We start from the raw sequence: 26,159 nt of genomic DNA on the forward strand, positions 1-26,159 counted from the left end.
CATTGTCGGCTTTAGAAACTCGACAAAAGGGGATTTTTCACGATGAGACAACTTGTATTGCTTGGCGGAGGATACGGCAATATGCGCATTTTGCAGCGCCTCCTCCCGGACGAATTGCCAAACGACATTCATATTATCCTCATCGACCGCGTTCCGTACCATTGTTTAAAAACGGAATATTACGCCTTGGCCGCGGGAACGGTCAGCGACCATCACATCCGCGTCCCGTTTCCGGAACATCCGCAGCTTGTGTACCAATTCGGCGAAGTCGTCTCGATTGATCTCGACCAGCAGCTCGTCCATTTAAAGGATGGGAGCAGCGTCCGCTACGATGATGTCGTGATCGGATTGGGCTGCGAAGACAAATACCACGGGGTGCCGGGCGCCGAGGCGCATACGTACAGCATCCAGTCGATCGATAAGGCGCGCGCCGCCTATGAAGCGCTGAACAATTTGCCGCCGAAAGCGACGGTCGGCATCGTCGGCGCGGGATTGAGCGGCGTCGAGCTGGCCAGCGAACTGGCGGAGAGCCGTCCGGACTTGCACATCAAGCTGTTTGACCGCGGTGAGCGCATTTTGCCGATGTTTCCGAAACGGTTGAGCGATTATGTGGAAGGATGGTTCGTTGAACACAAGGTGGAAATCGTCCGCAACTCCAACGTCACGAAAGTCGAACCTGGCGTCTTGTACAACCACGACGAGCCGGTCAAGTGCGACGTCATCGTCTGGACGGCCGGCATTCAGCCCAACCGCGTCGTCCGCGAACTGAACGTTGAAAAAGATAAACAAGGCCGCGTCGTCTTGACGAAGCGCCATCACATCCCCGGCTATGAAAACGCCTACGTCGTCGGCGACTGTGCGAGCCTGCCGCATTCCCCGAGCGCCCAGCTCGCTGAAGCGCAAGCCGAGCAAATCGTCCAAGTGTTGCAAAAGCGGTGGAACGGTGAAGAACCACCGAGCGAATTCCCGCCGATCAAATTAAAAGGCATTCTCGGCTCGCTCGGCAAAAAGCACGGCTTCGGCTTGCTCGCCGACCGCCCGCTCACCGGCCGGGTGCCGCGTTTGTTGAAATCAGGCATTTTGTGGATGTACAAGCATCACCATGGGTACTGACAGCACAACTGGCCCTTATTCGGCGAAAAAGGCGGAGTTCATCCTATTTCGCGCAGGAGACTCCCACTTCAACGACCAAAGGGAGTAAGTGGGAGAGGAATGCGCGTTCCCCTTTTCTTTTGTGTATGATATAATAAAGGCGTGGAGAAAACCGTTTAATAAAGGCACTCCAATAACTGCTACTCGATGTATGGAGTTGGTTACAGGAAACGTTGTAACCGTAAAACATCGAGCGTAGATCCGTCTGTTGTGTGTGGAAGCCAAGTACTGCCAACAGACACACCGAGAGAATCGGTAACGATGCAGGCATGACCTGCGTCGTTGGGTAGTTGTCAACCTGCCCTGATGCAACCCCAAGTCAAGGAAGGAGGACGAAGTCCGCTTGTACTTCTGGGGAGTTGCAAGCCCCCACTTCAAGCGTTAGCTAAGTGGGGGTAGTTGACTCCGCCTTTTTCCCTTCCGGCGTCGACGGTTGATACCCGAATTTTTCCATTTCTGCACAAATCGCTTTGAGCCGCGGGTTGCCTTCGGCGACGACGTTTCCTTCGATCACCACGACCGGATACACCCAATCTTCTTCGACGATCGTCTGCGCGAGCTCCCGCTTCTCCTCGTCATCGGCCGGCGGCGCAAAAATGTCGACGTACGTCATCACAAACGGCTGATCCGGATACTTGCGGCGCAGCGCGGCCTCGAGCCACTCGTACGTTTCTTTCGACGACGGCAGCTGCACGCACGACGGACAAATGATGTCGGCCCCGTACACACAAATTTCAACCGGCTTGAATGTCATCGTTGTCACCCTTTGCAAAAGCAAAATTTATCATTAGATTTTTTTTGTTACTATGATTATAATAAAAACTAAGGAAAGGAGTCGATGGAAATGACGGATCAAGAAATCAAAGAACAAGTGCAAGAAGTTTTAGATAAACTGCGTCCGTTCCTGCTTCGCGACGGCGGCGACTGCGAACTCGTCGATGTCGAAGACGGCGTCGTGAAACTTCGCCTCCTCGGCGCGTGCGGCAGCTGCCCGAGCTCGACGATTACGCTCAAAGCCGGAATTGAGCGCGCCTTGTTTGAAGAAGTGCCGGGCGTCGTCGAAGTGGAACAAGTGTTTTAATATGAAAAATCCGAACAGCGGCCGCTGTTCGGATTTTTTTATCGCCAGCGGGGCGGCGAGCCGACGGGAAGGCTGGTGATGGGCAGCCACAACCCGCCTGATCGGGCGCTTCTCCGTTTTCGTTTCCTTCCAATTGTGCAAGGAAAACCGTCATATCTTTCGCCCGCTCCCAAGCGCAGCGGCGAAACGGCCAGGCCGCTGAACGGACTTCTGTTCGCGCCGGCGCCCAAGAAGGTTCAAGCTTCAAGCGCCAGCTTGTAGACGCGGCTGCCGCGCGGCTCGACGGAAAGACGCGCGATGTCGCACGTTGGAAAATGCGGGCGCAGCTGGTGCGCGAGCCGCTCTCCTTGGCCCGGTTCGGCAAAGACGAGCACTGTCGGCCCCGCCCCGCTCAGCGCCGCGCCGATCGCTCCGTATTCAAGAGCGAGCGCCTCCGCCCGCTCGAGTTCCGGAACGAGCGGTTTCCGGTACGGCTGGTGGAACAAATCGGCCGCCATCATCCGGCCGGCGAGCTCCCAGTTTTTCGTGAGCAAGGCGGCGACAAGGACGTTGCTGACGGCGCTCGCCTCGACCGCCCGCTCTCTCGGCCATTGTTCCGGCAGCTGCCCGCGCGCTTTTTTCGTTTCTAGTTCATACTCCGGAATAATAGCGACAAGCTCCACATCCAATTGTGGAATATGGACGACATCCACGCCCGCCTCGCGGCAGCAGCCGATGACCAGCCCCCCGTACAGCGAGGCGCCGACATTGTCGGGATGCCCTTCATAGCGGGCCGCCCATTCCATCTTTTGTTCGCGCGACAGGCCTAGCTCGAGCAGCGCGTCGGCGAGCTCAATGCCGGCGACGACCGCCGCCGCGCTGCTCCCGAGCCCGCGCGTAAACGGAATGTCGCTGTACACATCGACTGCACAGCTCGGCAGCCGGCGGCCGTAAACGTGCGCCGTCTCCGCCGCCACTTGATACACCAAATTGTCCGTCCCGCGCGGAATGCCGCTCACTTCCGCCGTTTTCGGCGCAAACGACCACGCATCCGCCAAGCGGACGTCAAGCGTCAAATAGCGATTGACCGCTAGCCCGATCGAGTCAAACCCGGGCCCTAAGTTCGCCGTGCTGCCCGGCACGATGATTTTCAACATCTCGTCTTCTTTCATGTGCGGACAACCCCTTGCAAACGCTCCAAGACAGCTCGTTCATCGTTCGGCAGCACGACCGGCTCAATCGCCGCCGTCTCCAAGGCGATGGCCGGGTCTTTCAATCCGTTGCCAGTGAGAACCGCGACGACGAGGCTGCCGCGTTCGATTTCGTTCCGTTCGCGCTGCTTGATCACCCCGGCGATGGCCGCGCATGACGCCGGTTCGGCAAAAACGCCTTCCGTCCGGGCGAGCCGCTTGTAGGCGGCCAAAATTTCGGCATCGCTCACCTCATCGATTTTTCCGCGCGATTCGTTGGCGGCCTCGACCGCTTTTTCCCAGCTCGCCGGATTGCCGATGCGGATCGCCGTCGCCACCGTTTCCGGCTGTTCAATCACCCGGTTGCGGACGATCGCTGCCGCTCCTTCCGCTTCAAAGCCGCGCATTTGCGGCAGCCCGGTCCCTTTGGCCGCATGGTACTCCTTAAACCCTTTCCAATAGGCGGTGATGTTGCCGGCGTTGCCGACCGGAATGGCGAGCACGTCCGGGGCGCGCCCAAGCTGGTCGCACACTTCGAACGCCGCCGTTTTCTGCCCTTCGATCCGGTGCGGATTGACCGAGTTGACAAGCGTAATCGGCGCCGTTTCGCTCAGGCGGCGCACCATTTTCAGCGCCTCGTCAAAGTTGCCGTCAATCGCGAAAATCTCCGCGCCGTACATCGCCGCTTGCGCCAGTTTGCCAAGCGCGATTTTCCCGTTCGGCACAACGACGAGGCAACGCATGCCGGCGCGCGCCGCATAGGCGGCCGCCGACGCCGACGTGTTGCCAGTTGACGCGCAAATGATCGTATGGCTTCCTTCCTCTTTCGCTTTCGCCACCGCCATCACCATGCCGCGGTCTTTAAACGAACCGGTCGGGTTCGCCCCTTCAACCTTGACATACAAGGTGATCCCAAGCTCTTCCGACAGACGCGGCAGCGGAATGAGCGGCGTGTTCCCTTCGCAAAGTGACAGCCTCGGCGTCGCCGCCGTAAGCGGCAAAAAATCGCCGTAGGCGTCAAGCAGTCCTTTCCATGCCATTACCGTTTCTCTCCTTCCACTCGATACGAGCTTTGCACCCGTTCGACGATTTCCAAATCGCCGAGCTGCTGCAAAATGTCTTCGTAGTCTTGCTGCGAGGCGTCATGCGTAACGATGACGATTTCCGCTAGGCCATCCTCTTTCAGCGGCAATTGCAAAATTTTCTCAAAGCTCACCCCGCGCTCGGAAAACAGCGTCGTAATTTTGGCAAACGCGCCGACCTGGTCTTTGACATGAATGCGCAAAAAGTATTTTGAGAAAATTTCCGCTGGCGCTTTCAATTGCTTTTCATATTGTGGGGCGACCGCGGAATGGCCGTTGACGCCAAGGCGCATGTTTTTCATCACCGCGACCAGATCGGAGACAACGGCTGTCGCCGTCGGCAGGCTGCCCGCCCCCGGCCCGTAAAACATCGTCTCCCCGACCGCTTCGCCATACACATAGACGGCGTTGTATTCGTTATGCACCGACGCAAGCGGGTGCGAATCCGGCAAAAACGTCGGCTGGACGCTCACTTCGACCTTCTGCCCGTCGCGCTGGGCGATGCCGATCAATTTCATCGTGTAGCCGAGCCGCTTCCCGTAGTTCAAGTCTTCCTCCGTCACTTGAGTGATGCCTTTCACTTGCACATCGTCCAAGTCGATGTCCATGGAAAAGCCAAGGCGGGCCAAAATCGCCATTTTCCGCGCCGCATCGAGCCCTTCAACGTCTGACGTCGGATCGGCTTCCGCAAACCCGAGCGCCTGCGCTTCAGCGAGCACGTCCTCATAGGAAGCACCGTTTTGCGACATTTTCGTCAAAATGTAGTTCGTCGTCCCGTTCACAATGCCCATGAGCTTGGTGATCCGGTCGGACGCCAAGCCGTCGACCAGGCCGCGCAAAATCGGAATGCCGCCGGCGACGCTCGCTTCATAAAACAAATCGCAACGGTGCTCCGCCGCCACCCGAAGCAGCTCTGAACCGTAGACAGCCATTAAATCTTTGTTCGCGGTCACCACGTGCTTCCCTTGGCGGAGCGCCCGCAACAGCCACTCTTTCGTCTCCTCGACGCCGCCCATCACCTCGATGATGACATCAATGTCTGGATCGTCAATCACCTCAGCCGCACTCGTCGTAAGGAGCGACGGGTCAACGGCGACATCACGCGGTTTCTGTACATCCCGGACAAGGATTTTTTTCACCTTCACCGGGCACCCGACTTGATGCATCAACTTTTCCTGATGGTTTTCAATAATTTTGACCACGCCGCTCCCGACCGTTCCTAGTCCTAACAATCCGACCAAAATTGGTTTTTCCATGATTCCCGCTCCTTCTGTTTACGTACAGTAGACATTTGTATTTTTATAGTAGACATTATAAAAGACGATCAGCCATTTGGCAATGAAAAGTTTTACGACAGCTCGTTCACCGGGGTCAACGGCGACCGGCCTTCCAAGACAGCGATGATGTTGTCGCGCGCCAACGTCATCATCGCTCGCCGCGTTTCGTACGTGGCGCTGCCGATATGCGGCAAGGCGACGACGTTCGGAAGCGAAACGAGCGGATGATCGGCGGCGACCGGCTCGTGTTCAAATACATCCAATCCCGCCGCGGCGATCTCCCCGCCGACCAGCGCCTCATACAACGCCTGTTCATCGACGACCGCTCCGCGCGCCGCGTTAATGAAAATCGCGGACTTCTTCATTTGCCGGAACGCCTCGCGGTTGAACAAATGGCGCGTCTCGGAGGTGAGCGGCGTCAAGCAGACGACAAAATCGCTCTCTGAAAGCAAGTCGGCGAACGGACGATAGACGGCGCCAAGCTTCTCTTCCGCCTCCGGACGGCGGGAGCGGTTGTAATACAGAATGTTCATGTCAAACCCCTTCGCCCGTTTCGCCACTGCCTGGCCGATGTTCCCCATGCCGACGATGCCGATCGTTTTATGATGGACATCGGCGCCCGCAAGCAAAAACGGACTCCAGCTTTTCCATTTCCCTTCTTTCAAAAACATAGCCGCTTCGACAAGGCGGCGGGCGGTGGCCAATAAAAGCGCAAACGTCAAATCGGCCGTCGTATCGGTCAATACATCGGGTGTATTGCAAACGAGAATGCCTCGATGGGCCGCCGCCGCTACATCAATGTTATCGTAGCCGACGCCCATATTGGCGACGACTCGGAGCGTCGAACCGGCGGACAAGACGTCTTCATCGATCGGATCAGACACCATCGGCAAGATGGCCGTCGCCCGTTTCGCCTTTTCCACGAGCACATCGTGTGGCACGGCCATATCTTCATGGGGCCACATCTCTACTTCAGCGATGGCCAAAAGCGGCGCGACCACGTCCTCGGGCAATTTTCGCGTAATGAATACATACGGCTTCGTCATGGTGCAGCCTCCCGCATCGTTTTTTCTAAATCTTATCACAACTTTGGCCGAAAAAAAAACGGGAAGTTGTCCTTAGGGTTTAACGGCAGGGAAGCGGTCGTTTTTTCGTTTGGGCCAAAAAAAAGCGGGAAGCTGTCTTCCCTGCGTTACGCCGGCGGCAGCCACTCGACCGCCGGCAGGCGGATGCGGTTCGAGATGCCGGCGATCTTGGCAAACGCGGCCAAAAATCGTTCATATTCATGCGATCGATCGAGCAAGCGCCGCAACTCCCCCTCCCGCCTTGTCCGTTCGCTCTCATCCACAGCGATATAATATGCCTCGACACATTCAAAATAGGAAAGCGGAAACAACAACCTGGCGTAAACGAGTCTCCAAGCAAACGGCGACAGCGGCGCCGCATGTTCATACTCTTGAAAAAACTGCCGCACCGCCCGCTGACAGCCAAGTCCGCTCTTTTCGTACAAATGGCGCACCCATTCCGCCAAATCGCGGGCGCAATGGTCATACACCCAGTCGGTCGGCAGCTTCGCTTCGATCCCCCCAACCCACTTCGCCTCGGGGAGACGCTCATGGCAAAATGCCGCGTAATCGATGCGCCCTAGTTCTTCGTCAATCTCCGTGTCCGCCACGTATTGCACCGCGTTTTCCGCCAATCCTAAATAATACGGGAACGATTCGATAAACAGACGATCAAACAGCGACGACGGCCCGGAAGCGAGCTTGCTCGACCAAAACGCCTCCATTTGATCGATCCGCTTCGCCCACAGCTCCCGCCATTGGCCGATGCGCCGGCAGGCGACGATCGGCCATGGACATGTTCTCCCGCATTCATGCATCACCGCCAATTCCCTTCCGAGCGAACGAAAGCGAGCCGCCGGAAGCGGAGCGCGAACGAGCGCCAACGGCTGTCCATTATAGGAAGCGATATACGTTCCGGACGTCGTTTTGACCAGTTCTCCGACGCCGTCCACTCCTTTTGCCCGCAAATAGCGGCTCATTCGCTGGCGCTCTTCCATTTCCGCTTCGCTTTGCCCATCGGCGGGAACGAGCAAAAAACGCTCCTGCCGATGCCAAAAGGCCGCATGCCGTCCGCTTCGCTCCAACCTCTCGACGCGCATGCCATACTGTTCACGCACCCATTCTTCCATCGCCGCGCCTCCTTTTTGCCGAAACCAGTCAATTCCGCTCGTTCCACACCTTCATCTCATCGTCGCCCCATCAATGAGCCGATTCCGCCTCCGCTCCAGCATGAAACGGCCCCATTCACGCGCCTATGTTGATCAGCCAACGCATGGCCGCGGAAAAAGAGGGCTACTTTTTATATATGACAGCGGGCGCCAAAAAAGCCGATGAGCATTTTTCTTTATATGACGGACTTATTTATGACATGATACATATATATAGAAAACGACTTTCTAAAAGAAACAGGTGAAGTTCATGAGCGAATTCATTATGAACAATCTGGAACAAACGGCTCGGCGCTGGCTTGAGGAACGGGGGGTGACGGTGGAAAAAATTGCGGAGCTTGTTTATTATTTGCAATCGAAATACCATCCGGATTTAACGATGGACGAATGCATCGAAAACGTCAACCGCGTCATCTCGAAACGCGAAGTGCAAAACGCGATTTTGACCGGCATCCAGCTCGACAAGCTCGCCGAGGACGGTCGGCTTGACGAGCCGCTGCAATCCATCATCCGCCGCGATGAAGGGTTGTACGGGGTGGACGAAATTTTGGCCCTTTCGATCGTCAACGTGTACGGATCGATCGGGTTTACGAACTACGGTTATATCGACAAACAAAAACCGGGCATTTTGCAATATTTAAATGACAAATCAACCGGCAAATGCAACACGTTTTTGGACGACATCGTCGGCGCCATCGCCGCGGCGGCGTCCAGCCGCCTCGCGCATCGAGCCGCCAACGCCGAGTGAGCGGCGGCGCGAAGCATCCCTGCAAAAGACGAAATAGCAGCACCCCACAAGCCAAACACGATTTGTTGGTTCGCATCGATGGCTTTGCTGCTGCACCCGGTCATGAGAAAGGGTGCCCCGAACCTTTCGGGACACCCCTCTTGCTTTACAGGCGCTCCATCCATTCGCGGAGCGAATCAGCCGTATAGGTCGGCTGCCGTTCGTAGCGGGCGAGCATCTCTTTCGTCGTGACGCCCGTATGGACGAGCAGCGTATCGATGCCCGCGTTCATGCCGGCTAAAATATCCGTCTCGTAATAGTCGCCGATCATCAACACATCTTCCTTTGGAACGCCAAGCACCTTAAGCGCCTGCTCCATAATGATGTTTTCCGGCTTGCCGATAAACGTTGGCTTCACTTGCGTCGAAACGGCGACGACGGACGTGATGGCGCCGTTGCCCGGCAGCAGCCCGCGCTCGGTCGGCAAGGCGATGTCGCCGTTTGTCGAAATGAACATCGCCCCGTTGCGGACGGCAAGGCACGCGATGGCAAGCTTCTCGTACGTCAGCTGGCGGTCGATGCCGATGACCACCACGTCTGCGTCCTCCCCAGCGAAGCGGAACCCTTTTTCCGCCAACGCGGTGCGGATCCCTTCCTCGCCGATGACATAAACGGACGCGTCCGGCTTTCGCTCAAAAATGTAGTTCGCCGTCGCCTGGCTTGTTGTGAAGACATGCCTCTCTTCCGCCGGCACGCCGAATGAGCGCAATTTTTCCGCCACTTGCGCCGGCGTGCGCGACGAGTTGTTCGTGACAAACAAATACGGGAGGCTGCGGCGGTGCAGCTCGTTCACAAACTCGCGCGCCTCGGCGATGCATTCTGCGCCGCGGTACATTGTCCCGTCCAAGTCAAGCAAATAGCCTTTGTATCGTTTCAACGGTTGTCGGTCTCCTTTCCGTCCATCGATTCGCTGCCAAACGCCGACACCGGGCCGAGCTCGCTTTCCAAGTAATGGCGCACCGCCTTCGGGTACGCCTCAAGCGCCGGCAGCTGTTCGTTCAAATCCGCGAGCAGTTTCGCGTGATCGACGTTCGTATAGTTTTGGACGAGCGCTTTCCGGTGGGCGATGAACGCTTTCAGCCGCTCGCCGTCCTCAGCCGAAATCACCTGCTCGTCAGCCAAAATGTCAATAATGTCGTTATAGCTCCCCGGGTCGCGCATAATAAAGCCGTCAATCATCGCGTTGCCGACATCGAGCACCGCCTCGATGAGGACATGAGCGATCCGCTCGAGCGCCAGCCGCTCAAGCGCGCCGTCCCAGTGGCGCTGCGCTTTGTAGTGCGCCATCAGTTGCTCCATGCAGCGAAGCCGCTCTTCCAATTTGTTTCGGTCGACAAAATACATGGCTCGTCCTCCTTTTTCTTCCCCGCCTTCCTCCCTTTTTCGCCGTTCGTCTGCTATGATGGACATGGGCGAAAAATAAAGGGAGGAATGGAGATGAGTGAACGGTTTTACTTATACGATGATACGGTCGAGGCAGCGGTCCGGTTCGTCAGCTTTGTCGGCGAGCGGCAGCGGTTCGATTTGGCGTTAATTGAAACTGACCGCTTTTATGGGAAATATTTGGTGCTGGATTTGCAAAGCAACCGGTTTGCCATTCTTGGCCGCGACGATTTGGAGGAGCCGGGCTATATCGAACGCGCCTATGCACTCAGCGAACAAGACGCCGACGAGCTGCGCGCCTTTTTGGACGAATGCCTTTCATAACCTTCCTCGGTTTTGGGCATCTTATGAAACACCCCGGCAGCAAGGAAGGTGAGACGAATGGCGGAACGGGAACAATATGCCGACTTTTCCGTCGTCGAAAAACAGCGCAACTTTTTAACCGCCGAAGAATTCCCGGAAGGTCCGTACGGCTCGCCGCGCCGCGATGACGCCCTGGTCGAGAACAAAAGCACGCCGTGGAAGGAAGGGCAGCGCCATTACAGCGCCTTCAACTATGAGTTCAAATCGTTTCACCAAAACATTCCAAGGCGCGATCCGGCCTCCCATCCGCCGCACGACGACCCGCGCCAAAGCGAGCAGTTTCCATACAACGAAGGCGAATGACGTGCGGCCGCCCGGCAGCGGGCGGCTGCCGCCTTTACCGCTTCACCTTGCGCAACACAAAATAGGCGCACCCAAAATTGCAATATTCATACAAATACTCGGACAGCGTGCTGATTTTCGTATCATACGTCGCCTTTTGGTTATGGTCATCGAAAAACCCGCGCAGGCGAAGCTGATTGTATCCCCAATCGCCGACAATGTAGTCGTACTTCCCTAAAATATCGGCGTATCGGGCGCGAAACGCCTCTTCGTTAAACGCGTTTTTGACGTTTTCAACCAGTTCATAACAATGGTTGTTAATGCAAATCACCGCTCTCACCTCGCCTTTCCACTTTCATCATAAACGATGCACCGCACCCAATCAATTACTGTTATCAAACAGCGAACCGCGTGCCACCCTAAAAGCGAGGGGGGTGCTGACGATGAACCGATGTTGGATCGTCGCCGCGTTCGGAACGGCGATCGCCCTGGCCGGCTGCGCGCAGACGGCGCAGGACGAAAACACCGACGTCTACAAACGGAGCGGCAATACGATCAATGTGACCGACCGCAATGAGCTGTACAACGAAAACGGGGTGCCAAACGGCGATGACACGCCGATGAACAACTTCGGCTACGTCCGCCATCAAAAAAGCCCGATCCTCGGCGATGCAAACGGCTATAACGACATGCCGTCGTTCAACCGCGAGCAAGCCGCCGATTTAATCAGCAAACTGTGCACGCAGCTGCCGGGCGTCAACGACGTCGCCACGCTCGTCACCGATGAAGAGGTGCTTGTCGTCTATGACGCCGACACAAAAAATCGGCAGCAAACCGCCGACCAAGTGAAAAAGACAGCGCTGTCCGTCGTTCCCCGCTACTACCATGTGTATATCGCCGACAATCCGCAGCTGATGAAAGACATTGAGCGCTTCGGGCGCCTTGATTCGAACGCGCGCAATATCGACCAACTTCTCGATGCCACGATTCAGCGGATGTTGAAATATCCGCAAGGGAAAAAGCTGAGCGACGGGGAAAATGAAAACGGCGAAATGATCAACGAGACAAACGACCACCTCGACCGCGACTTCCGCGACGGCACGCCGCGGCCGACGCCGGCCGGACGGTAGCGAAAGAAAACGGTCTGCCTGTTTCTTAAAGAGGCACGACCGTTTCTTTTTTCCGGCAACAAAAGCCGCCAGTCAAAGTGTTTGCCGCCTGGGCGCGATGCCCGCATCTCCCCTCGCAGGCTGTTTGGCGGCAGCGAGGGGGGCGGACGCCGGCTTTGACTCCGCAAGCCCGGGCGCCTGCCATCTTCACGCCTTCAGCTGCCGCGCTTTCGCCGCTTCGTTCACCTGCTCGTCGGCATGGTACGACGAACGGACGAGCGGACCGGCCTCGCAATGGCTGAACCCTTTGCTCAGCGCGATTTCTTTCAGCTCTTGGAATTCGTCCGGATGGTAATATTTGACGACTTTCAAATGTTTTTTCGTCGGCTGCAAATATTGGCCGATCGTCAAAATGTCGACATAGTTGGCGCGCAAATCGTCCATCGCTTCGATAATTTCCTCTTTCGTTTCCCCAAGGCCGACCATGATGCTCGATTTCGTCGGAATGTCCGGCTGCAGTTCTTTCGCGCGCCGCAAAAACTCAAGCGAACGTTCATACGTCGCCCGGGCGCGCACTCTCGGCGTCAGACGGCGCACCGTTTCGATGTTATGGTTTAAAATATCGGGACGGGCGTCCATCAGCGTTTTTAAGTTTTCATACACGCCGCCCATATCCGATGGCAGCACTTCAATCGTCGTAAACGGATTTTTCCGGCGGATGGCACGCACCGTTTCCGCAAACACCGCCGCCCCGCCGTCTTTGAGGTCATCGCGGGCGACGGCCGTAACGACGACGTGTTTTAAATTCATGATGCGCACCGACTCGGCGACGCGTTCCGGCTCTTGCCAGTCAAGCTCGGTCGGGAGCCCGGTTTTGACGGCGCAAAAGCGGCAGGCGCGCGTGCAGACGCTGCCCAAAATCATAAACGTCGCCGTCCGCCTTACCGCCCAGCACTCATGAATGTTCGGGCACTTCGCCTCTTCGCACACAGTATGTAAACGGTTTTCCCGCATCAGCTTCTTCAATCCGATATAATGTTCATTCGTGTTCAGTTTAATCTTCAGCCAGTCCGGCTTGCGGACATGTTCTTCGTTTGTTGCCATCGTTCTCACTCCACTTGTCGAGGATTGTTCCATTTTCATTATAAATGAAAAACGCGAAAAAACACAAAAAAATAAGCCGCTTTCCTCTTTTTAACATTTATGAATCGCCTGTTTCTCCCCAAACTAAACATATGAAATGGGCGAAAAGGGGGGATTCCACGTGCACCGATGGTTTGTCGCCCTATGGGTGGCGACGGTGTTGTTCATAGCAGCCAGCGCGGCTTCCGCGGCGGAAAACGACGACGCAGTATACGAACAGCGCATGGAGCTGTATAAAAAAGCGGAGACGGTTTCGCTCATTCCATGGTATTACTTTGCCGCCATCGACCAGTATGAACGGAACATCCGGCAAGCGCGCCGCGACTTGCCAAAACCAACCGGCGTCCTCGGCATTTATATGAAACCGGACGTATGGGCCGGACCGCTGAACAAAAATCCGCACGATACGAACCCGTTTACGATTTCCCAGTTTGGCGGGCTCGGTGTGGACGGAGACGGGGACGGCAAGGCGCGGGCGGATGACGACGACGACGTCATCATGGCCATGGCGCGCTATTTGCAGACATACGGCATCGATCATCGCCATATCAAAATCGCGCTTTGGAACTATTACCAGCGCTCCAAAACGGTGGATTTGATTTTAGGAAAAGTGAAGATTTACAAAAAATACAAGACATTGAAACTGGATGACCATGTCTTTCCGCTCCCGCTAGGGGCCAATTACAGCTACCGCGATACATGGGGGGATGCGCGCGGCTGGGGCGGGCGGCGCATTCATGAAGGAACCGACATTTTCGCCGGCTACGGCGTTCCGGTGCGCTCGACGTGCTACGGCATCGTCGAGCTGAAAGGGTGGAACAAATACGGCGGCTGGCGCATCGGCATCCGCGACATCAACAACACGTACCACTACTTTGCCCATTTGAACGGCTTCGCCGCCGATCTTCGCGAGGGGCAAATCGTCGAGCCGGGGACGATCATCGGTTCGGTCGGCAGCTCTGGCTACGGTCCGCCGGGCACCGCTGGAAAGTTCCCGCCCCACCTCCATTACGGCATGTACAAAGACAACGGCTATACGGAGTGGGCGTTTGACCCGTATCCGCACTTGAAAGCGTGGGAGCGGGCCGAGCGGCAGCAACAGCGGCGCCGCTAGCAGCGGCGGCTGGACAAAAAAGAGGCCGATGTCGGCCTCTTTTCGTCTTTCTGCTTTCGTTAATGCCCGCCCAAATACGCCTGTTTCACTTGCTCGCTCGCCTGCAGCTCGCTCGCCGCCCCCGACAGGACGACGCGCCCGGATTCGATGACGTAGGCGCGGTCGGCGATGGAGAGCGCCATGTGGGCGTTTTGTTCGACAAGCAAAATCGTCGTTCCCGATTCGTTGATTTCCTGAATGATGCGGAAAATCGTCTTCACCAGCAGCGGCGCGAGCCCCATCGACGGTTCGTCAAGCAAGAGCAGCTTCGGGCGCGCCATGAGCGCACGGCCGATGGCGAGCATCTGCTGCTCGCCGCCCGAAAGCGTGCCGGCCAGCTGCTTGCGCCGCTCCTCGAGGCGCGGGAACAGCTGAAAGACTTTGGCAAAGTCTTGTTGAATGCCGTCTTTGTCTTTGCGCAAAAACGCGCCAAGCTCCAAGTTTTCCTCGACCGTCATATTGGCGAACACGCGCCGCCCTTCCGGCACGTGGGAAATGCCTTGCTTGACGATCGTTTGCGCCGCCTTGCCGGCGATCGAAGCCCCTTCGTAGACGATGTCGCCGCTTTTCGGCTTCAACAAGCCGGAGATCGTTTTTAGCAGCGTCGTTTTGCCGGCGCCGTTTGCGCCGATCAGCGTGACGATCTCGCCTTTGTTCACCTCAAGCGATACGCCTTTTAAGGCATGAATGTTGCCGTAAAACACATCGATTGCCTCCACTTTCAACACGTCACGACACCTCCTCGCCAAGGTAAGCCTCGATCACTTTCGGGTTGCTGCGCACTTGTTCCGGCGTGCCGTGGGCGATCAATTGGCCGTGGTCCAACACGTAAATGCGCTCACAAATGCCCATCACAAGCGACATATCGTGTTCGATCAACAAAATCGTCAACGCAAACCGTTCGCGGATAAACGCGATCAAGTTCATCAATTCTTTCGTTTCTTGCGGGTTCATGCCGGCGGCCGGCTCGTCAAGCAAAAGCACTTTTGGCTGCGCCGCCAGCGCCCGGGCGATCTCAAGCCGGCGCTGCTGGCCGTACGGCAAGTTTTTCGCTTTCTCGTGCATGACGCCGTCAAGCTGGAAAATTTTTAAAAACTCGATCGCCTTTTCTTCCATTTCCTTTTCCCCGCGGAAATGGGACGGGAGGCGGAGAATGGAGCTCGCGATCGAATGGCGGGCGTGCGCATGGTAGGCGACTTTCACATTGTCGAGCACCGACAGCTCGCCGAACAGGCGAATGTTTTGAAACGTCCGGCTGATCCCTTTGCGCGTAATTTTATACGGCGGCAGTCCGTTCAACGTCTCGCCGTCAAGCATAATCCGCCCGTCAGTCGGCACATACACGCCCGTCAACAAGTTAAACAGCGTCGTTTTCCCCGCGCCGTTCGGGCCGATGAGCCCGACAAGCTCCCCTTGATATAGCTCCATCGTCACACCGGAGAGCGCCTTGAGCCCGCCAAACTGGATGCCGACGTTTTCTGCTTTAAGCAACGGTGTTTTTGCCGCCATGATTCATTCCTCCCTGCGCTGCCTTCCGCCATTTGAAGAGCGAAGATAGTTCTTTCGTCCCCATCAACCCGGTTGGACGGTACAGCATCACCAAAATCAAGACGATGCTGTAAATGATCATCCGCGTTTCCGGATAGTTTTGCAAGAACGTCGAAACGATCGTCAGCAGCACCGCCGCCACCACCGCGCCGGATAGGCTGCCGAGCCCGCCGAGCACGACGAAAATCAAAATGTCAAACGATTTCAGGAAGCCAAAGTTCGATGGCTGAATGATGTAAAAGTGATGGGCGTACAGCGCCCCGGCGATGCCGGCGAAAAACGAACCGATCGCAAACGCCGCCACTTTGTAATACGTCGTATTGATCCCCATGGCATCAGCGGCGATTTCATCCTCGCGAATCGAAATGCACGCCCGTCCGTGCGTCGAGTTCGTGAAGTTGGCGATCACCAAAATCGTGACAAACAGGCAGGCGAACACCCACGGCCATGTCGTCATATGCGTCACCGTCATGCCGCTCGCCCCGCCGACGTAATCGATGTTCAAGAGCGCGATGCGGACAATTTCGCCAAACCCAAGCGTGGCGATCGCCAAATAATCGCCTTTTAAACGCAAGCTCGGCACGCCGATGATGAGGCCGGCGAGCGCCGCCGCCACCCCGGCGGCCAAAACGCCGGCCGCAAACGGCAGCTGCAGCTTCATCGTCATAATCGCGGAGGCATAGGCGCCAACGGCGAAAAAACCGGCATGGCCAATGGAAAATTGTCCGGTGATCCCGATAATTAAATGAAGGCTGACGGCCAAAATGACATTAATCGCCATAAAAAAGAGGGTATTCACATAAAAGATGTTTAACGTTCCGCTTGCAATCAGCCACTCGACAACAACGAAAAAGGAGAAGGCCAGTATGACGGAAACCCAAAATCCACGCGTCCGCTTCCAAGTTGCCATTGTTCCCTACCATCCTTTACACTTTTTCTCGTACGTTCTTGCCAAACAATCCGGCCGGCCGGAAAATGAGGATGAGAATTAAAATGACAAACGCCACTCCGTCGCGCCAAAGCGAGTAGCCGAGCCCGCTGACGAGCGATTCGATGACGCCAAGCAAAAGCCCCCCGACCATCGCTCCCGGAATGATGCCGATTCCGCCCAACACGGCGGCGACAAACGCTTTTAATCCGGGAAGAATGCCCATCAATGGCTCGATTTTTGTATAATAAATGCCGAAAATAACGCCTGCCGCCCCCGCAAGCGCCGAACCGATGGCGAACGTGGCCGAAATCGTATTGTCGACGTTGATTCCCATCAACCGGGCCGCTTCCGCATCATGAGAGACGGCGCGCATCGCTTTCCCGATTTTTGTCCGGTGAACAATGAACTGAAGAAGGACCATCAAAACGAGGGACGTGCCGAGGATGAACAGCGACTGGCTGCTGATGACAACGCCAAACAGCTCCAAGTTCCGATCTGACAGCAACGTGCTCGGATACGCTTCGGGCTGCGCCCCACGCAAATAAATGATGACGTACTCAATCAAGAGCGATACGCCGATCGCTGTAATGAGCACAGCAATGCGCGTCGCGTTGCGCAGCGGCTTGTACGCAATCCGCTCAATGACTACCCCGAGCACGGCGCAGGCGGCCATCGCCAACAACAGCGCTGGGAAAAAACCGACGCCGAGCATCGTCACAGCGTAAAAACCGACGAATGAACCAATCATAAAGACGTCGCCATGGGCGAAGTTAATGAGCCGGACGATGCCATACACCATCGTATAGCCAAGCGCGATGAGCGCATAAATGCTGCCTAGCGAAATGCCGTTGACCAGCTGTTGAATGAGTTCCATGATTGCACGCTCCTTAACGAAAACTCGTCGTTGGCCAAAAGAAATGCCGGATGGGAGGGCGCCCCTTAGGGGCCTCCCCTGTCCACGCATCCATCCAGCCTTTTATTACGGATTCACTTTTGTTTTAAATTGCTGCTGCCCGTCTTTGTATTCCAAAATAATGGCCGATTTGACAGGATTGTGGTTTTGATCGACCGTAAATGTTCCCGTGACAAGCTGCAAATCTTTCGTTTGCGCCAGCGCGTCTTTAATTTTCACCGGATCGGCGCTGCCAGCCCGTTTGATGGCATCCGCCAAGAAGTATGCCGTATCGTAGCCAAGGGCGTTAAAGGCGTCCGGCGCTTTATTGTATTTCGCTTGGAACGCTTTGACAAATTCTTGAATTTTCGGATCCGGGTCGCCCGACGAATAATGGTTCGTGATGTACGTGTTGTTCAACGCGTCTTTGCCCGCGATCTCGACCAGCTTCGGCGAATCCCAGCCGTCGCCGCCCATGATCGGCACGTTCAAGCCAAGCTCGCGCGCCTGCTTGACGATGAGGCCGACTTCTTCATAATAGCCCGGCAGGAAAATGAACTCTGGATTCTTTGATTTTATGCGCGTCAGCGTGGCGCGGAAGTCGGTGTCTTTCGCCACATACGCTTCTTCGGCAACAATTTGGCCGCCGCCGGCTGTAAATGTTTCTTTAAATGACGCCGCCAGCCCTTTCGAGTAATCGCTCGCGCTGTCGATCAAAACAGCCGCCTTTTTTACTTTCAAGTCGTTCAGCGCAAATTTGGCCGCCACCGTTCCCTGGAACGGGTCGATAAAGCACGTCCGGAAGACGAACTCGTTCACTTTGCCATCTTTGACGGTCACCGTTTCGCTCGTCCCAGACGGTGTAATAATCGGAACTTTATTGTCATTGGCAATTTGCACTTGAGCGAGCGTGTTCGTGCTCGTCGCCGAGCCGATGATGGCGACGACTTTATCCTGGCTGATCAACTTGATCGCGCCGTTTGTCGCTTCGGCCGCTTCCGATTTGTTGTCGACTTTCACCAACTCCAGCTTTTTGCCGTTGATTCCTTCTTTGTTGATTTCCTCAAGCGCCAAGTCGAGCCCTTCCGCAATCGACTGGCCGTATGACGCGACCCCGCCGGAGAGCTCAAGGTTGGCGCCGATTTTAATCACATCGCCGCCCCCTCCTCCGCCGCTGTTTCCGCCTGAAGAACTGCCTCCTTGCTGGTTGCCGCCGCAGCCGGCCAAAAGACCCACCGTCAGCATCAATGAGAAAAAGACACCTGTTGCTCTTTTTTTCTTCATTTCTTGTTCCCCCCATTGTTCAAAATGTTCTGTCACCAGAGCGCACACCTTTTTCTGCATACTATATCGATAGAGTCCTCGTGCGCCGCGCCGGATGGCGCCGCAAACTGATGCATGCCTTCCGATGCCGGCCGTTCATTCCCCCTCTCAAACTGCTATATAAATAATAAAATTATTTTCAATTTAATATAATATTACAAAATTCGAACCAACTCGTCTAGTTGTTTTCTATTTAAAAAACAAAAAAGCTGTTTCCTCTTGACAAACGCCAGAGAAACAGCCAAAGCCCCTTCGCCGGGAAGAACACTTTTTTTGCATAATATTTCCATGTTTCTGTAAAAACCATTCCCAACGGCTGACGCGGGCACCCGTCAACCTAACGGAACTATATATAAGTTGAAACTTTGTTTTACATCCGGCAGAGCGCCCGCCGCATTCTATCAAAGTCGACTTGTATGAAGGGAAAACAGAATCGAACAATCGGAAAATCTTTATTGCAACTTATATAGATGCAATTTGAAGCTTTGCCATTTGCAGCTTTTACCCCGAGTATTTGATCGACTGTCGGGCGACCGAACAACGCCGCTTAAAGACCCATATATGGGTCTGTGAAGCAGGCGGTTGTTCGATCCTCCGTCACGCCTTGGCTTGCCTTCGACAGTCGAACGAGAACGATCGATTTAGGAAGATGACAGTCGCCGGCCTTTTAGAGGCGCACATTGACAGCCTTTCCCACTAGCGCTTCGGAAGCTGGATGGACGGGCCGACTTGACCGCCGTTTTTGTTGTAAAATTGCGGCACTTCTCCCGGAATAAAGCGCATCACAACTGGAATATCTGTTGTCACATTGGAAATTTTCGATGCAAAAGGAATGACGACTTGGATGTCGACCGATACATGAATATCAATTTCAATAAAAAAACTGTTAATATCATACGCTCGAATTTCTTTCGTCACTTCCGAGTCGACATTGCCAACGATCTGAAACTGCACCGGAATGCGCGGGCCAAGGTTGGCGAGCAGCACGTTGTTCGTCACTTGGCCGAGCGGGATATAGTAAATGATCCCGCGGCTGTCCCCTTGGCCGGATTCGACCTCAGGCAGCACCATCCGTTCGATCCGTCCTTCTGTCGCCGCCTTTAAGCTTTCCATCACATGATCATCCGTCTCCGATAAGATGCGATTGATCACCGCGGTGTCAAAATCGACCGACACAATTTTGCCGCTTTCGTCCTTTTGAACCGTGACCAGCTGCCGAAATTCAGGGTTGTCTTTTTGAAACTGCTGCTCAATGGCGTTATTGATCACCAAGTTGGCAATCCGCTTCGTTTCCGTTTCCGCAATTTCCATCAGCACCGGCTCAATGCCTTTATTCACGATCCAAAGCCCGGCCGCTGTGGAAAACATAAAAAAAACGAATGTCAATAAAAACACGTAGCGGAACGGAAGCGGCCCTCTCCGCACAAATCGGGGGCGCAGCAAAATGAAATCCCTCCTTTACAAGCTATATGTATGCTTGCAAGGAGGGATTTTTTCACCGCATTTTCAACAGCGCGTCTTTTCCTTTCATTCCCCGTTTGATGCCAAGCTCCTCGGCGGCGACTGTCACCGATTCGAGCGGCGCCTCAAGCAGCTGCTCGACCGTGCGCACCCCGACCGCCCGTCCGGCGACAATGCCGCGGTCGCGCAGCTTTTCGTTCAATAACGCCACATCGAGCGCCCCGCACATGATGTACCCTTTTTCACTCGCCACCGCCAGCAAGTTCGTTTTCGGCAGCTGGACGGACACCGCGACAAACGGATGTCCCTCAATGATAATCGGCTTGACTTCCACCATCGCCGCAGTCACTCTCCTTTCCATACTCCAATGTATGAAGCATGGAAAAAGAAGTGCCTGCCTATTGGGCCAATTTCCAGGCGAGAAGATCGCGCAAAAACTCCGGCATATAGTACGTTTTCTCCGCCGCCCGCTGAATTTGCGGGTAAAAATGACCAATGGCAAACATGTCGGTCGTCGCCACGTCATAGGTGCGCTCCGGCTCGAGCGGCTCGCCGTTGATTCGAATGGCGCGGATATGCCAGGCGCCGTCTTCTTCCAGCTCCGTTTCGATCTCGACGCCGTCGTACACCATTTCCCCCATCACTTCGCCGCGGAAGCCAAACCCTTTAAACTGCCAATGCTTCATCCGTTCCGTATTGGCCTCAAGGATAATCTCTTTGAGCTCCGCGCCGCGCAGCTTCACCTTGCACGGGTTGAGCGGATGCGGGCAAATGCGATGCAAATCTTTTTTCGTCACCGGTCCTCTCGCAAGCGGTTCAAGCAGCACCCCGGCGTTCACCATCCCGATGTCCGCCTGGCACCATTCGCGCAGCGCAGATGCAAGCAAACGGGCAAGCGGCGACGGGGCGAACCAGTCAAGCGGCAAGTCATCATGGAGCACAGCGACTTGTTCCGCTTCAAGCCGCGCCAAACTTTCCTGCTCAAGACAAACAAGATGGCGCTCGACCGCCTCGGAGCGGGGCAATGGTTCGACATCCACGACCGTCGCGGATGCCCTGGACAGCCGGTTTTGGTCAATCTCCAGCTTGACCACCCCAACATATTTTCCGTATTTCCCCGCCGCGCAAAGCAGTGTTTGATTCAATGTTTTTCCTTCTGGAAACACATGGTGGGTGTGAGCGCCTAAAATAATGTCCACGCCTGGGATCGTCGCAGCGATTTTTTCATCCTCATTCACCCCAAGATGAGACAGCACAACGACGCAATCGGCCTTTTGCCTCACTTCCTCCACCGCCGCTGCCAACATGTCAAACGGCGGAACGATCTTCCAGCCGAGCAGCTCGTAAAAGTGAGAAAACGGAGCGGTGGCGCCAACCACCCCAATGCGAAACGTCTCCGTCGCCGGGATGACGACATACGGAAGCGCCCAATGCGGCCGCACGCCATCGCGGCGAAACAAATTGGCGACCACGACCGGAAACCGAGCCTGTTCGTACAACGTATCCAGTTCATCATGATCAAGGGTGATCCCTTCGTTGTTGCCGATCGTCACCGCATCATAGTGAAGATCGTTCAATAAGTCCACATTCGCTTTTCCACGCGTCGCCTCGGTAATCGGGTGCACGCGGTCGAGAAAATCGCCGACATCAAACAAAAGCATCGCCTCGTTGCGCGCGCGATGCTCCCTTCTCCGTTCTGACAAAAAGCGGGCGATTTGCGGCCAATGTTCAAAATGGCTGTGCACGTCGTTCGTATGATAAATATAGACGGTTTGCTTCAATGCGCAAGCCTCCTTGGTTACGAAAAACTTTCGATCACAAGCCGAAGGCCAAGCAAAACGAGCACCATCCGAAGCACGACGACAAGCGTCCGGCTTGGCATCCGCTTATTGATCCACGCCCCGGTTTTCGCGCCGATCCATACGCCAGGAATGAGGGCAAGGGCAAACGACCATTGCACATTTCCCATCGCGACATGGGTGAGCGAACCGACGAGCGAGGACAAAAAAATCATCAACATCGACGTGGCGACCGCCACATGGGGCGGAAAGCGAAACAGCACGATCATCGCCGGCACCATGAGCGAGCCGCCGCCAATGCCAAACAACCCGCCGAAAAAGCCGACCACAAACGCGATGGCGATCGCGGCGAGCGGATAATAGCCGTACACGAACGTCTCCCCGTTCCGCTCCGTGTACGTGCGCATGACTTTCCGCGCCCACCACGATGCCCGTTTCAAGCGGGTTTCCGCTTTCGTCTCGGATCGGGATGACTCCCGTTCATTCTCCGTCGCCGCCGCCGTCTCGTCAGCCGAACGCTTCGTTTTCTTTTGACTCAGCGACAAAAAGAGCGACATGGCGATTAAAAACAGCCCAAAATACAATGAAAAATGAGCGGCGCTCAGCGTATTGTTCACCCAAGCGCCGATGACCGCCCCGGGAACGCTGCCAAGACAAAAGAGCAAGCCGCTTTGATAGTCGACCATTTTGTCTTTCATATACGACAATGTGGACGATAAGCCATTGAAAATAATGACGACAAGCGACGTGCCGACCGCCACTTGCGGCGTCACCGCCGACAGCCAGCCGAGCGCGCCGAAAAACAGAAGCGACGGCACGATGATCACCCCGCCGCCAAGGCCGGCCAAACTGCCGACCGTCCCCGCGATAAAGCCGATCAAAAAAAGCAACATATACGCCATTTTGTCTCTCCCCCGCTTCAAAACAAACCAAGCTGCCGCGGCGCAAGGCCCGTGTATTCAATGCCAAGCAAATCGATCAATTGTTTGGCGTTGTCAGCGGCATCGCCGCCGGAGTTGTTGTTAAACAGCACGTAAATTTGTTTTGTTTTTTGCTTTAATGTCTCGATATGGCGCACCCACTCGCGCAGCTCGCGCTCGTTGTATCGATACAAGTAGCGGACCGCCCGCCAGTTCTCGCCGGCCGTCGCCTTGTTCCAGCCGTGAACATTCCGTCCGTGCAGGCGGATGAGCGTCTTTTCTCGGTCGGTCGGATGCAAAACGGTCGGCACCGACCCTTCCCCCGCCTGCGGCTCGTCGCAAATCGCGTGAATCCACCCTTCCTCTTCCATAAAGCGAAGCGTTTTTTCATAAAAGCGCGGCGAAAACCATGATTGGTGCCGAAATTCGAGCGCCGCCGGCACCTCCCCCATCCGCGCTTTTGTCCAGCGCAAGTACGCCACATGCTCGCGCCGACAGTCAAACCACGGCGGAAACTGAAACAGCACCATCGCCAATTTCCCCGCTTCCTGAAACGGCGCGATCGAGTCCAAAAACGCGGCGAACATCGCTTCCTTGCTTTCATACGGAATCGGGCCGCGCTCATGCCCGGTCATTCCTTGGTATGCCTTCACGATAAACTGAAACGACGGCGGCGTCTCGCGAATCCACTTTTCCACGTTCGAACGCGGCTGAATGGCGTAAAAGTACGAATCGACCTCGACCGTCGGAAAATGGGCCGCATATTCCGGCAGTTTGTCCTTCGCAGCAAGGCCCGGCGGATACAAACTGTCATGATCGCCCCAGCCGGTCAGTCCAATATAAATCATGGCCATCACCAGTTTATTCAGCTTTCAGATATTTTAACTATACCATAAGCAGGTCGGCCATGAAATCAAAACGACTATTGGCACGTTGCTCTAAGGGGGAATGGCCTGCGACGCGGCAAGCAACGTTATTCTTGCGTCAAGTAATTGAAATGTTTATCCGTGATATAGGTGAGATCAATATCAAAATTCATCTTATCTAAGATCGGTTGAATGTACTCGATTAAATGTGTGCCAACCCCAAAATAATCAGGGAACTTCGTAACTGTAGATGAGCATTTTTCATTACAATAATTTCCATGGTTAGAGAGATAAACAGGGTACCCCTTACGCGATACGGAGCTGTTTTTTGATCACATCAATGGGAATATCTTGCTTTGCAGCGTCATAAATGAACTCGACGACGCTGTGGTCTTTCCGCGACCGAAGAAGCTCCAGCCCGGTGGAGAGGTTTTGGCGGGATTCGGCGATGCTGTACACGCAGGAGAGCAGCACCACCGCCCAATACCGTTTCACCGCCCGAATGTGGCGAACGCGGTATCCATCCAGCTTCAGTTGATCTTTCGCCTGCCGGAAAAAGCACTCGATCGTCCAACGCTGAGCATAGTAACGCAAGATGTCTTCGTCCCCGAGTTCCCGGTCGGTGCTCAAGATGCAATGAAGATGTTCCGGCGCCATCGGCTGATCCGCCTTCCAAGCCAGCAGCACCACCGCGTCATCGAGGCCATGGATGGCCCCCTCATAGCGATACACGCGATAACGCTCCTGCCCCACCGTGACGAGGCGGGTGTCTTTGGACTCGATATAGCGGGCGAACTGCTTGGCTTGGATGGCGATGCCTTTCGGGTAGAGAATCCGGTTCGTCTTGAGCATCGCGATGACATGGAATCCCTGTTTCAGACAGGCTTCGATGAGCTTCTTAGACGGATACCACGAATCCATGAGCACATACACCCGCTGAGCCCGCTTCACCTTGAGCGAGGAAAGCATCTCGATCGCCAGGTCGATCTTGCTTTTTCCCGCTTTCTTGTCATACAGGCGGAACGCAAATGGGAACGCCTGCGTGAAGGTGTGCACCATCAGCCAAACGAGCGAATGCCCCCAGACCGATTGATGATCTTTATGCGAGTAGTGCCAGTCGCACCCTTGAATGGCGTGCACAGCCCGTGACGAAGGCTTTGTTTTTTGGCAAATCGTATCATCAATCGAAACAAAAAGGGGTTGATTCTTCCGTTTGGCCAGTCGTTCGACCTGGGAAAGGATCCACTCTTGAAGCTTCCCAAGCAGCCTTTCCTCGTTCCAAGGGCTTTTCGTGAAAAAGTGACTGAGCGTCGTTCGATGATTCGGATGAAAGCTCCAGTAATGAATATCAGTCAATGTTCCCGAGAATCCCTTGGTGGTCAAGGCATCGACAATATGAATGAGATGCTTGATGACCGGTTTGGAAAGCTGCAGCGTCAACCCCAGCGTGAAGAAAAACTTGTGGATTCCTTGGTGATGTGCTAATCTATTCATGAGACATGAACCTCCTTGTGGATAGTTGGTGGTACATCTATTCTAACCAAGGAATCGGGTTCATGTCTCCTTTTTTGTTTAGTTGTCAATTTATGTCAGTGAATTTGCTCATCTACAGTTCGTAATATAAAACGAATGATTATTATCACAATCGGGCTTATGTTCAACTAACCCTTCGATGACCTCAATGATTCGGTCCACCATATGTTGTTCTAATGTTTTCTCTGAAATGATGACCGTGTGGATATAATTCTCCGCGCCTTCAAATGAATCCTCATCCTCGATTCCCTTTAAAATGGGAAAATCATCGAGAACACTAGGTCTCCTGTAATCCAAAATCAATAACATACAAACCGTTTCACCATCTTGGTCATCTAAACGAAACAACTCCAGATCTCGCAACTTCAACATTCTGATCAATTTCCACATTCCTATCATCTCTTTCACGTTCCACTCTCTTTTTCATCGTTATATTTTCAAAATAATGAAACATCACCAATCCGATTATAGATCATAACAAAATATTCATAAATAACCATTCCTTCACAAATCTGAAATGGACGATCATCGTTATGGACGCTTTTAGCACGGATAGAGCATGCCAGCATAACAATGACCGCTGACACCCACTCCATGTGACTCAAAACATTGAGGATGAGACACTGAAGTGGGATCAGCGGCACTTGAAAAAAATGATGGGTGCAGCGCTTC

At 54.8% G+C, this 26,159-nt stretch carries 29 protein-coding genes; 7 read left to right on the forward strand and 22 right to left on the reverse strand.

Annotation, left to right across the window (positions count from 1 at the left end):
* Positions 1-42 precede the first annotated feature (42 nt).
* Positions 43-1,113 carry an NAD(P)/FAD-dependent oxidoreductase gene (locus ACR1UW_RS15805; protein WP_011232429.1) on the forward strand — a complete coding sequence of 357 codons (1,071 nt, stop codon included), beginning with the start codon at positions 43-45 and terminating at the stop codon, positions 1,111-1,113.
* A gap of 424 nt (positions 1,114-1,537) precedes the next feature.
* Here ACR1UW_RS15805 and ACR1UW_RS15810 read toward each other — a convergent pair whose 3' ends face one another.
* The gene (locus tag ACR1UW_RS15810) at positions 1,538-1,906 is read right to left on the reverse strand and encodes a YuzD family protein (RefSeq protein WP_498934035.1); all 369 of its coding nucleotides are present in this window, start codon (positions 1,904-1,906) and stop codon (positions 1,538-1,540) included.
* Positions 1,907-1,990: 84 nt separating this feature from the next.
* Here ACR1UW_RS15810 and ACR1UW_RS15815 point away from each other — a divergent pair, with 84 nt between their 5' ends.
* Positions 1,991-2,233 carry a NifU family protein gene (locus ACR1UW_RS15815; RefSeq protein ID WP_011232431.1) on the forward strand — a complete coding sequence of 81 codons (243 nt, stop codon included), beginning with the start codon at positions 1,991-1,993 and terminating at the stop codon, positions 2,231-2,233.
* Positions 2,234-2,469: 236 nt separating this feature from the next.
* On the opposite strand, the gene thrB is transcribed toward ACR1UW_RS15815, so the two are convergent.
* The 5 genes from thrB to yutH form a co-directional block, all read right to left on the reverse strand.
* The gene (gene thrB / locus ACR1UW_RS15820; protein WP_498934038.1) at positions 2,470-3,384 is read right to left on the reverse strand and encodes a homoserine kinase; all 915 of its coding nucleotides are present in this window, start codon (positions 3,382-3,384) and stop codon (positions 2,470-2,472) included.
* Complete coding sequence (gene thrC, locus ACR1UW_RS15825) at positions 3,381-4,442, reverse strand: threonine synthase (RefSeq protein ID WP_498934040.1); 1,062 nt, start codon at positions 4,440-4,442, stop codon at positions 3,381-3,383. The genes thrB and thrC overlap by 4 nt, the downstream gene beginning before the upstream one ends.
* Entirely contained in the window at positions 4,442-5,740 is a 1,299-nt protein-coding gene (locus ACR1UW_RS15830; protein ID WP_498934042.1) for a homoserine dehydrogenase, read from the reverse strand. The genes thrC and ACR1UW_RS15830 overlap by 1 nt, the downstream gene beginning before the upstream one ends.
* Positions 5,741-5,832: 92 nt before the next feature.
* Positions 5,833-6,807 carry a 2-hydroxyacid dehydrogenase gene (locus ACR1UW_RS15835; protein ID WP_498934044.1) on the reverse strand — a complete coding sequence of 325 codons (975 nt, stop codon included), beginning with the start codon at positions 6,805-6,807 and terminating at the stop codon, positions 5,833-5,835.
* A gap of 146 nt (positions 6,808-6,953) precedes the next feature.
* Positions 6,954-7,955, reverse strand: coding sequence for a spore coat putative kinase YutH (yutH, locus tag ACR1UW_RS15840; RefSeq protein ID WP_055358899.1), 1,002 nt, complete (start codon positions 7,953-7,955; stop codon positions 6,954-6,956).
* A 289-nt stretch (positions 7,956-8,244) separates the two neighbouring features.
* On the opposite strand from yutH, the gene ACR1UW_RS15845 reads away from it, so the two are divergent.
* Complete coding sequence (locus ACR1UW_RS15845; protein WP_055358898.1) at positions 8,245-8,742, forward strand: phosphatidylglycerophosphatase A family protein; 498 nt, start codon at positions 8,245-8,247, stop codon at positions 8,740-8,742.
* Between the two features lie 145 nt (positions 8,743-8,887).
* On the opposite strand, the gene ACR1UW_RS15850 is transcribed toward ACR1UW_RS15845, so the two are convergent.
* Together ACR1UW_RS15850 and ACR1UW_RS15855 are read right to left on the reverse strand one after the other, a co-directional pair.
* Positions 8,888-9,658 (reverse strand): 5' nucleotidase NucF, encoded by a 771-nt coding sequence (locus ACR1UW_RS15850; RefSeq protein WP_033010393.1) that lies wholly within the window; start codon positions 9,656-9,658, stop codon positions 8,888-8,890.
* Positions 9,655-10,125 (reverse strand): DUF86 domain-containing protein, encoded by a 471-nt coding sequence (locus ACR1UW_RS15855; protein ID WP_033010392.1) that lies wholly within the window; start codon positions 10,123-10,125, stop codon positions 9,655-9,657. The genes ACR1UW_RS15850 and ACR1UW_RS15855 overlap by 4 nt, the downstream gene beginning before the upstream one ends.
* Before the next feature lie 93 nt (positions 10,126-10,218).
* On the opposite strand from ACR1UW_RS15855, the gene ACR1UW_RS15860 reads away from it, so the two are divergent.
* Entirely contained in the window at positions 10,219-10,488 is a 270-nt protein-coding gene (locus tag ACR1UW_RS15860) for a DUF3055 domain-containing protein (protein ID WP_033010391.1), read from the forward strand.
* 57 nt (positions 10,489-10,545) lie between these two features.
* Positions 10,546-10,830, forward strand: coding sequence for a hypothetical protein (locus ACR1UW_RS15865; protein WP_033010390.1), 285 nt, complete (start codon positions 10,546-10,548; stop codon positions 10,828-10,830).
* Between the two features lie 34 nt (positions 10,831-10,864).
* On the opposite strand, the gene ACR1UW_RS15870 is transcribed toward ACR1UW_RS15865, so the two are convergent.
* The gene (locus tag ACR1UW_RS15870; protein ID WP_033010389.1) at positions 10,865-11,140 is read right to left on the reverse strand and encodes a YutD family protein; all 276 of its coding nucleotides are present in this window, start codon (positions 11,138-11,140) and stop codon (positions 10,865-10,867) included.
* A 112-nt stretch (positions 11,141-11,252) separates the two neighbouring features.
* Between ACR1UW_RS15870 and ACR1UW_RS15875 the strand changes: the two genes are divergently transcribed.
* On the forward strand, positions 11,253-11,939 hold the full coding sequence (locus ACR1UW_RS15875; RefSeq protein ID WP_033010388.1) for a YhcN/YlaJ family sporulation lipoprotein: 687 nt from the start codon (positions 11,253-11,255) through the stop codon (positions 11,937-11,939).
* A gap of 186 nt (positions 11,940-12,125) precedes the next feature.
* Here the strand turns inward: ACR1UW_RS15875 and lipA are convergent, their stop codons facing one another.
* Positions 12,126-13,022 (reverse strand): lipoyl synthase, encoded by an 897-nt coding sequence (gene lipA / locus ACR1UW_RS15880; protein WP_498934049.1) that lies wholly within the window; start codon positions 13,020-13,022, stop codon positions 12,126-12,128.
* Positions 13,023-13,158: 136 nt separating this feature from the next.
* Between lipA and ACR1UW_RS15885 the strand changes: the two genes are divergently transcribed.
* Positions 13,159-14,175 (forward strand): M23 family metallopeptidase, encoded by a 1,017-nt coding sequence (locus ACR1UW_RS15885; RefSeq protein ID WP_498934051.1) that lies wholly within the window; start codon positions 13,159-13,161, stop codon positions 14,173-14,175.
* A 59-nt stretch (positions 14,176-14,234) separates the two neighbouring features.
* Here ACR1UW_RS15885 and ACR1UW_RS15890 read toward each other — a convergent pair whose 3' ends face one another.
* From ACR1UW_RS15890 to ACR1UW_RS15945, 12 genes are all read right to left on the reverse strand, one after another.
* The gene (locus tag ACR1UW_RS15890; protein ID WP_033016329.1) at positions 14,235-14,942 is read right to left on the reverse strand and encodes an ABC transporter ATP-binding protein; all 708 of its coding nucleotides are present in this window, start codon (positions 14,940-14,942) and stop codon (positions 14,235-14,237) included.
* Position 14,943: 1 nt separating this feature from the next.
* Positions 14,944-15,723 (reverse strand): ABC transporter ATP-binding protein, encoded by a 780-nt coding sequence (locus tag ACR1UW_RS15895; RefSeq protein ID WP_044742717.1) that lies wholly within the window; start codon positions 15,721-15,723, stop codon positions 14,944-14,946.
* Positions 15,698-16,672, reverse strand: a complete 975-nt coding sequence (locus tag ACR1UW_RS15900) for a branched-chain amino acid ABC transporter permease (RefSeq protein ID WP_429880303.1) — start codon at positions 16,670-16,672, stop codon at positions 15,698-15,700. Before ACR1UW_RS15900 ends, ACR1UW_RS15895 begins: the two co-directional genes overlap by 26 nt.
* Positions 16,673-16,688: 16 nt before the next feature.
* Positions 16,689-17,567, reverse strand: a complete 879-nt coding sequence (locus ACR1UW_RS15905) for a branched-chain amino acid ABC transporter permease (protein WP_033010381.1) — start codon at positions 17,565-17,567, stop codon at positions 16,689-16,691.
* 105 nt (positions 17,568-17,672) lie between these two features.
* Entirely contained in the window at positions 17,673-18,869 is a 1,197-nt protein-coding gene (locus ACR1UW_RS15910; RefSeq protein WP_498934055.1) for an ABC transporter substrate-binding protein, read from the reverse strand.
* Positions 18,870-19,604: 735 nt separating this feature from the next.
* Positions 19,605-20,351 (reverse strand): sporulation protein YunB, encoded by a 747-nt coding sequence (gene yunB, locus ACR1UW_RS15915; protein ID WP_063210254.1) that lies wholly within the window; start codon positions 20,349-20,351, stop codon positions 19,605-19,607.
* Positions 20,352-20,403: 52 nt separating this feature from the next.
* Entirely contained in the window at positions 20,404-20,706 is a 303-nt protein-coding gene (locus ACR1UW_RS15920; protein WP_033010377.1) for a YunC family protein, read from the reverse strand.
* A 61-nt stretch (positions 20,707-20,767) separates the two neighbouring features.
* The gene (locus ACR1UW_RS15925; protein WP_498934058.1) at positions 20,768-22,150 is read right to left on the reverse strand and encodes a bifunctional metallophosphatase/5'-nucleotidase; all 1,383 of its coding nucleotides are present in this window, start codon (positions 22,148-22,150) and stop codon (positions 20,768-20,770) included.
* 17 nt (positions 22,151-22,167) lie between these two features.
* The gene (locus ACR1UW_RS15930) at positions 22,168-23,070 is read right to left on the reverse strand and encodes a sulfite exporter TauE/SafE family protein (RefSeq protein WP_498934060.1); all 903 of its coding nucleotides are present in this window, start codon (positions 23,068-23,070) and stop codon (positions 22,168-22,170) included.
* Positions 23,071-23,087: 17 nt separating this feature from the next.
* The gene (locus tag ACR1UW_RS15935; RefSeq protein ID WP_498935337.1) at positions 23,088-23,936 is read right to left on the reverse strand and encodes a DUF72 domain-containing protein; all 849 of its coding nucleotides are present in this window, start codon (positions 23,934-23,936) and stop codon (positions 23,088-23,090) included.
* Positions 23,937-24,260: 324 nt separating this feature from the next.
* On the reverse strand, positions 24,261-25,448 hold the full coding sequence (locus tag ACR1UW_RS15940) for an IS701 family transposase (RefSeq protein ID WP_050368573.1): 1,188 nt from the start codon (positions 25,446-25,448) through the stop codon (positions 24,261-24,263).
* Between the two features lie 108 nt (positions 25,449-25,556).
* Positions 25,557-25,877 carry a hypothetical protein gene (locus ACR1UW_RS15945; RefSeq protein ID WP_498934062.1) on the reverse strand — a complete coding sequence of 107 codons (321 nt, stop codon included), beginning with the start codon at positions 25,875-25,877 and terminating at the stop codon, positions 25,557-25,559.
* Between the last annotated feature and the right edge of the window lie 282 nt (positions 25,878-26,159).

This window comes from Geobacillus lituanicus (assembly GCF_050994965.1).
GTDB classification, from domain to species: domain Bacteria; phylum Bacillota; class Bacilli; order Bacillales; family Anoxybacillaceae; genus Geobacillus; species Geobacillus stearothermophilus.